The sequence below is a fragment of the Streptomyces sp. genome (assembly GCF_050698815.1).
In the GTDB taxonomy this organism is placed as follows: Bacteria; Actinomycetota; Actinomycetes; order Streptomycetales; family Streptomycetaceae; genus Streptomyces.
Window position 1 is genome coordinate 1 of record NZ_JBOHCV010000696.1, and the last position, 5122, is coordinate 5122.

6 protein-coding genes and 1 pseudogene are annotated in these 5122 nt (G+C 70.6%); 4 read left to right on the forward strand and 3 right to left on the reverse strand.

Annotated elements, in window-relative coordinates; all coding sequences use genetic code 11:
* The 3 genes and pseudogenes from ACRDP3_RS24780 to ACRDP3_RS24790 all read right to left on the reverse strand — a co-directional run.
* A pseudogene (locus ACRDP3_RS24780) lies at nt 1-456 on the reverse strand (hypothetical protein); the annotation flags it as partial.
* Nucleotides 456-1106: an RNA polymerase sigma factor gene (locus ACRDP3_RS24785; RefSeq protein WP_431519222.1), complete on the reverse strand. Its 651-nt coding sequence runs from the start codon at nt 1104-1106 to the stop codon at nt 456-458. The gene ACRDP3_RS24785 and the pseudogene ACRDP3_RS24780, both read right to left, overlap by 1 nt.
* 332 nt (nt 1107-1438) lie before the next feature.
* The gene (locus ACRDP3_RS24790; protein ID WP_431519217.1) at nt 1439-3037 is read right to left on the reverse strand and encodes a beta-N-acetylhexosaminidase; all 1599 of its coding nucleotides are present in this window, start codon (nt 3035-3037) and stop codon (nt 1439-1441) included.
* A gap of 163 nt (nt 3038-3200) precedes the next feature.
* On the opposite strand from ACRDP3_RS24790, the gene ACRDP3_RS24795 reads away from it, so the two are divergent.
* The 4 genes from ACRDP3_RS24795 to ACRDP3_RS24810 all read left to right on the forward strand — a co-directional run.
* On the forward strand, nt 3201-3761 hold the full coding sequence (locus tag ACRDP3_RS24795) for a 2-oxo-4-hydroxy-4-carboxy-5-ureidoimidazoline decarboxylase (protein WP_431519218.1): 561 nt from the start codon (nt 3201-3203) through the stop codon (nt 3759-3761).
* Nucleotides 3762-3941: 180 nt separating this feature from the next.
* Nucleotides 3942-4322 carry a succinate dehydrogenase, cytochrome b556 subunit gene (sdhC, locus tag ACRDP3_RS24800; protein WP_431519219.1) on the forward strand — a complete coding sequence of 127 codons (381 nt, stop codon included), beginning with the start codon at nt 3942-3944 and terminating at the stop codon, nt 4320-4322.
* A gap of 6 nt (nt 4323-4328) precedes the next feature.
* Nucleotides 4329-4802 (forward strand): succinate dehydrogenase hydrophobic membrane anchor subunit, encoded by a 474-nt coding sequence (locus ACRDP3_RS24805; protein WP_431519220.1) that lies wholly within the window; start codon nt 4329-4331, stop codon nt 4800-4802.
* A gap of 28 nt (nt 4803-4830) precedes the next feature.
* Nucleotides 4831-5122 (forward strand): FAD-binding protein (locus ACRDP3_RS24810; protein WP_431519221.1); only part of this gene is annotated, 292 nt, incomplete at its 3' end.

Below are 5122 nucleotides of genomic sequence, written 5' to 3' on the forward strand. Positions count from 1 at the left end.
GTCGCCGCCCGACCGGCCGCGGCTCTCGCGCACCGCGCGTCTCCCCACGACGGTGCCGCTGTCGGTGGGGCCCGCGGTGATGTCGACCGTGCCGCTGTGCTGGCTTCCGGCCTGCTGCGCGTGGGCGGCCCGGAAGGCTTCCAGCGCGGCTTCTTCGCCAGGGAGTTCGGCGGACTGCTGGGCCGGCCGTTCCGGCCGCCCCGCGCCGAGCGCGGACGGGGTCGCGGTCTGCTCCGCCACCAGCGCGTCGAGCAGGGCGGCGAGCCGCTCGGCCCCGGTGGACGGGCCGGCGGTGGCCGCGCCCCAAGAGGTGCCGGGGACGGCCGCGTCGGCGCCGCCCGGATCGTCTCCGTTGCGTCCCCGGCGCGGCCGGCTGCGCCCATCGACCGGTGAGCCGCGGAGCAAGCGCTCCGCGGCTTCGTCATCGAGCCACCTGTACCGGTCGTCGTACGCCATCACGTTTCCCTCAGCGTCCGCGGGCCCTTATGCGTCACACCGCGGCCCGTGTCCCACTGGGACGCTTCCCGCCCCTCTGCCGGTTCTGCGACCTCTTCCTGTGACTCGTCCAGCATTTCCGCGAGCTTCCGCAATCCGCGGTGCGCGGCCGTGCGTACGGCGCCGGGGCGCTTGCCCAGCACCTGGGCGGCGCTCTTGGCGTCCAGCCCGACGACCACCCGCAGCACGACCGCTTCGGCCTGGTCCTGCGGCAGCCGGGATATCAGCTCCATCGTGCGCCCCGTACCGAGCGCCTCCATGGCCTCGTCGGCGGTGTCGGCGCCGGCGGGCAGCACGGCCAGTTCGCTCTCGTCCCCGCCGGGGGCCGGGCGGCGGCCACGGGCCCGCAGATGATCGAGCGCACGGTTACGGGCTATTCGGGCGGCCCAGCCACGGAACCGGTCGGCGTCGCCGGAGAACCGGTCGATGTCGCGGGCTATCTGGAGCCATGCCTCCGAGGCGACGTCCTCGGCGTCCGGGTCGCTGACCAGCGTGCGGACATAGCCGAGCAGCCGCGGGTGCACAGCGCGGTAGACGGTGCGGAAGGACTCCTCGTCCCCGCCCTGTGCCGCACGCACCGCGGCGGTCAGCTCCGCGTCGTCCCCCTGCACGCCCGTGTCTCGCCCCACTCCGCGATGTCCCAACGGATCTGGTCACGCCCCTGGTCAGGGGCCCGCCCTGTCGTGTCGTTGATTATCTGTCTTTCTGCCCGCACCGACCAGCATCGATGCCAGAGCACGCTAAGGCCAAGAGTGGGTCGTCGTCCACGTAAGTTGACCAGGTAACAGAATGAGCCACTCCTACGCTGTAGAAATAGCGGGCCTACCCCTGGCGTGGTGCGCCCGTTCTCGAGGGCGATCGGGGTCACTCCTGTGGGGGGTGGCGACCCCGGTCGCCTTCGCTTGTTCCGTGTGGCCGGAGTGGCCGCCACTCGCCTCGCAGCTCAGCCCACGCGTGCGCTGAGCTGCTTGAACGCCGCCCAGCTCAGCTTCGGCCGGCTGGGGTCCCAGAGCTTCTGCGCCGTCGCGCGCAGCGGCATCCGGATGCCTGCGGCAACCTGTTCCGTCGTCTGGGTCTGGGCCAGGTCGCACCACACCGCGAACCGGCCGCCCAGGATGTGCTCCGGCCCGGACAGCGACTTCGGCACCGGCCTGGTGCCGCGCAGCACCGCAGGGGTCCACTCCTCGTAGATCCGCTGACCCGTCGGGTAGGTGAAGTTGTTGGGCTGGCCGAGCACGTAGTACAGGAACTCGTCGTTCATGTTGATCAGCTTCCAGCCCTCCTTCAGGTAAGTCACCGGGTTGCGGGCGCCGGCCTCCCTGCCCGTCCAGTACGTGACCTCGCGGTCCCGTCGCGGCCGTACGGCGCCGTCGGGGTGGATGCCGTCGTTCCAGACCTGCGGGATCTTGCCCTCCTTGCGCAGCACCGCGGCCCGGTCGTTCAGCCACCCGGCCGCCAGGTCCCGTACATCGGCGTCATTCCCGTGCTCCTCGCGGGCGCGGGCCGCCAGCCCGGGATAGGAGGCGGAGGGGTCCTCCTTGGTGAGGGCGAGATATTCGTCTCCGCCCAGGTGCCCGTACTTGCCGGGGAACAGGTCGGCGTACTCGCGCAGCAGATCGTCGATGATCTTCGCGGCCTTGGGGTTCGCGATGTCGATGGCACCCTCGGTCGGGGTTCCCGAGGCCTCCTTCAGCTGGAGGTCCGGGTGCGCCTTGAGCACCGCGCCCAGGTGCCCCGGTGAGTCGATCTCGGGGATGACGGTGATGTGCCGGGACGCGGCCAGCTTCAGGATTCCCCGGATCTCCGCCTTGGTCAGGTGCGGATCGGAGACCACCTCGGGGTGCGAGCTGCTCTCGATACGGAACGCCTGGTCGTCGGAGAGGTGCAGTTGCAGCTGGTTGAGCTTGAGGTCGCCCATCTCCCGGATGCGGTCCTCGATCCAGCCGGCACTGAAGTGCTTGCGCGCGATGTCGAGCGAGAGGCCGCGCTGCGGGCGGTCCGGCCGGTCGCGCACGACGCCGTCCGCGACGGCGCCGCGGTCGCGTACGGACTGCAGCAGGGTGCGGGTGCCGTAGAAGACGCCGGCGCCGGAACTGCCGGTGATCTTCACCTTTCCCTTCTCGCTCGTCAGGACGTAGCCCTCCCGCCCGGTCCCGGCCTTGGGGTCCCGGGTCAGTTCGACGTCCGCCGTACGCGCCGGGCCCTTGCTGAACGGGACCTTCAGCTCGCCGGCGAGCAGCTTCGCCTCATCGGCGAGGGGCCCGCCGGGATCGGCGACGACCCGGGTGTACTTCGAGGGCTTCCAGCCCGGCCCGCGTACGGGCCGCCAGTCCCGTACGGAGGGGACGGCCGCCGGCGCGGGTCCGGTCCGGGCGGGCCCGGTCGGAGTCGGCACGGCCGGCGAGGGGGTGCCGCCGTCACCGCCGCCGTTGCCGCCGCCGGAGTCCCCGTCCGTGCAGCCGCTGAGGAGGAGAGCCGCCGTCGCGCTTGCCGCGAGTACGGCAGTCGAACCGACCAGATTCTTTGACCACTTACGTCCCATAGAGATACGTTATTGCCCCTTTCAGGCTCGCCCTCATCAACTATGCGTGCCGGTTCGCTCCCGTCCGGGTGAAATTCACGAACTCGTCGTATCAGTCGGCCTCTCCGTCGCTACGGTGGCCGCGATCCGCCAGCACCCGTCCCTCCAGCCGCCCGAGGAGCCCATGCCGCTGCCCCGTCCGCGAAGCGAGGCCGCGCCGGCCGTCGGGGCCCCGTACGACGGCCACGGGCGGGCCGCGCGGCCCGTCCCGCTCTCCTGGTTCAACTCCGCGCCCGCCGAGGAGACCACGGCCCTGCTGCTCGGCTGCTGCGGCAGCCGCCGCTGGGCGGCCCGGATCGCGGCGTGCCGCCCGTACCCGGACGTGGAGGCGCTGCTGGCCGCCGTCGACGAGGCGAGCTATGACATGACGCACACCGACCTGGCGGAGGCGCTGGCCGCCGAACGGGCACAGCAGACCTGCACCGTCCCCGGCGGCGTGGCACCGCACGCCCGCACCGCGCTGCGGGCGGCGCACGCCGCGTACGAGAGCCGCTTCGGGCACACCTTCCTCATCTGCCTCGACGACTACCGGCCTGACCAGCGGCTGGACCAGGCACTGGCCGGAGTCCGCGACCGGCTCGGCAACGACGCGGAGGAGGAGCGCGTGGTGGTCTCCGACGAGCTGCGCCGCACGGCCCGCGGCCGGATCGTCCGCCACGTCGCGGCCCCTCGCGGCCTCGCGTAGCGGCAGGTCGTCGGTGCCTGATTGATCACACCGGGCCTCCCCCGGCACCTTGTACCGACAGAGCGTCGCTACGATGGCTCAGGCCGGTGGACCGTACCCGGCCGGGCCCGCCCGACACCGCTGAACTTTCCGAGTCGAAGATGGCGGCAGGCTCTGACACCGCTTTCGGAGGGTTTTTCCGTGCCGGCTGGAACGCTCTACCGCGGCCGGGAAGGCATGTGGTCCTGGGTGGCTCACCGAGTCACCGGCGTCCTCATCTTCTTCTTCCTGTTCGTGCATGTGCTCGACACCGCACTCGTCCGCGTCTCCCCCGAGGCATACGACGACGCAGTAGCGCTGTACAAGAATCCGCTCGTCAACTTCATGGAGTACGGCCTCGTCGCCGCCATCCTCTTCCACGCGCTGAACGGCCTGCGGGTCATAGCGGTGGATTTCTGGTCGAAGGGCGCGCAGTACCAGAAGCAGCTGCTGTGGACCGTGCTCGGCATCTGGGCCGTCCTGATGGCCGGTTCCTTCTACCCCATTCTCCAGCACACACTGCATTCGCTGTTCGGGAGCTGATGAACGATGTCGACCGACACCGACACCGGCGCCGAAGCCGGCACCGCGCGCCCGTACGGCGTGGACAACCCGGCCCCGCTGATCACGGCCCCTCGTGCCCGTACCGCCAGGACACCGAAGTCGACCCGCACCAACTTCGAGCTGTACGGCTGGCTGTTCATGCGGCTGTCCGGCGTCGTGCTCGTCGTCCTGGTCCTCGGCCACCTGCTGATCCAGCTCGTGCTGGACGGCGGCGTGCAGAAGATCGGCTTCGCCTTCGTCGCCGGACGCTGGGCCTCGCCGTTCTGGCAGGTCTGGGACCTGATGATGCTGTGGCTGGCGATGCTGCACGGCGGGAACGGCCTGCGCACGGTCATCAACGACTACGCCGAGCGGGACGGCACCCGCATGTGGCTGAAGATGCTGCTCTACACCGCCACGGTGTTCACCGTCCTGCTGGGCACGCTGGTGATCTTCACCTTCGACCCGAACATCCGCTGACGCACGTACCGGGGCTGAGGTAACTCCAATGAAGATCCACAAGTACGACACGGTCATCGTCGGCGCGGGCGGCGCGGGCATGCGCGCGGCCATCGAGTCGACGCAGCGCAGCCGCACCGCGGTGCTGACGAAGCTGTACCCCACCCGCTCCCACACCGGCGCCGCTCAGGGCGGCATGGCCGCGGCCCTCGCCAACGTCGAGGAGGACAACTGGGAGTGGCACACCTTCGACACGATCAAGGGCGGCGACTACCTGGTCGACCAGGACGCCGCCGAGATCCTGGCGAAGGAGGCCATCGACTCGGTCCTGGACCTGGAGA

What these genes read in the sequence shown, in the direction of transcription:
- ACRDP3_RS24790 (WP_431519217.1), bottom strand. Translation starts at nt 3,037, where the DNA reads ATGGGACGTAAGTGGTCAAAGAATCTGGTCGGTTCGACTGCCGTACTC.
- ACRDP3_RS24795 (WP_431519218.1), top strand. Translation starts at nt 3,201, where the DNA reads ATGCCGCTGCCCCGTCCGCGAAGCGAGGCCGCGCCGGCCGTCGGGGCC.
- ACRDP3_RS24805 (WP_431519220.1), top strand. Translation starts at nt 4,329, where the DNA reads ATGTCGACCGACACCGACACCGGCGCCGAAGCCGGCACCGCGCGCCCG.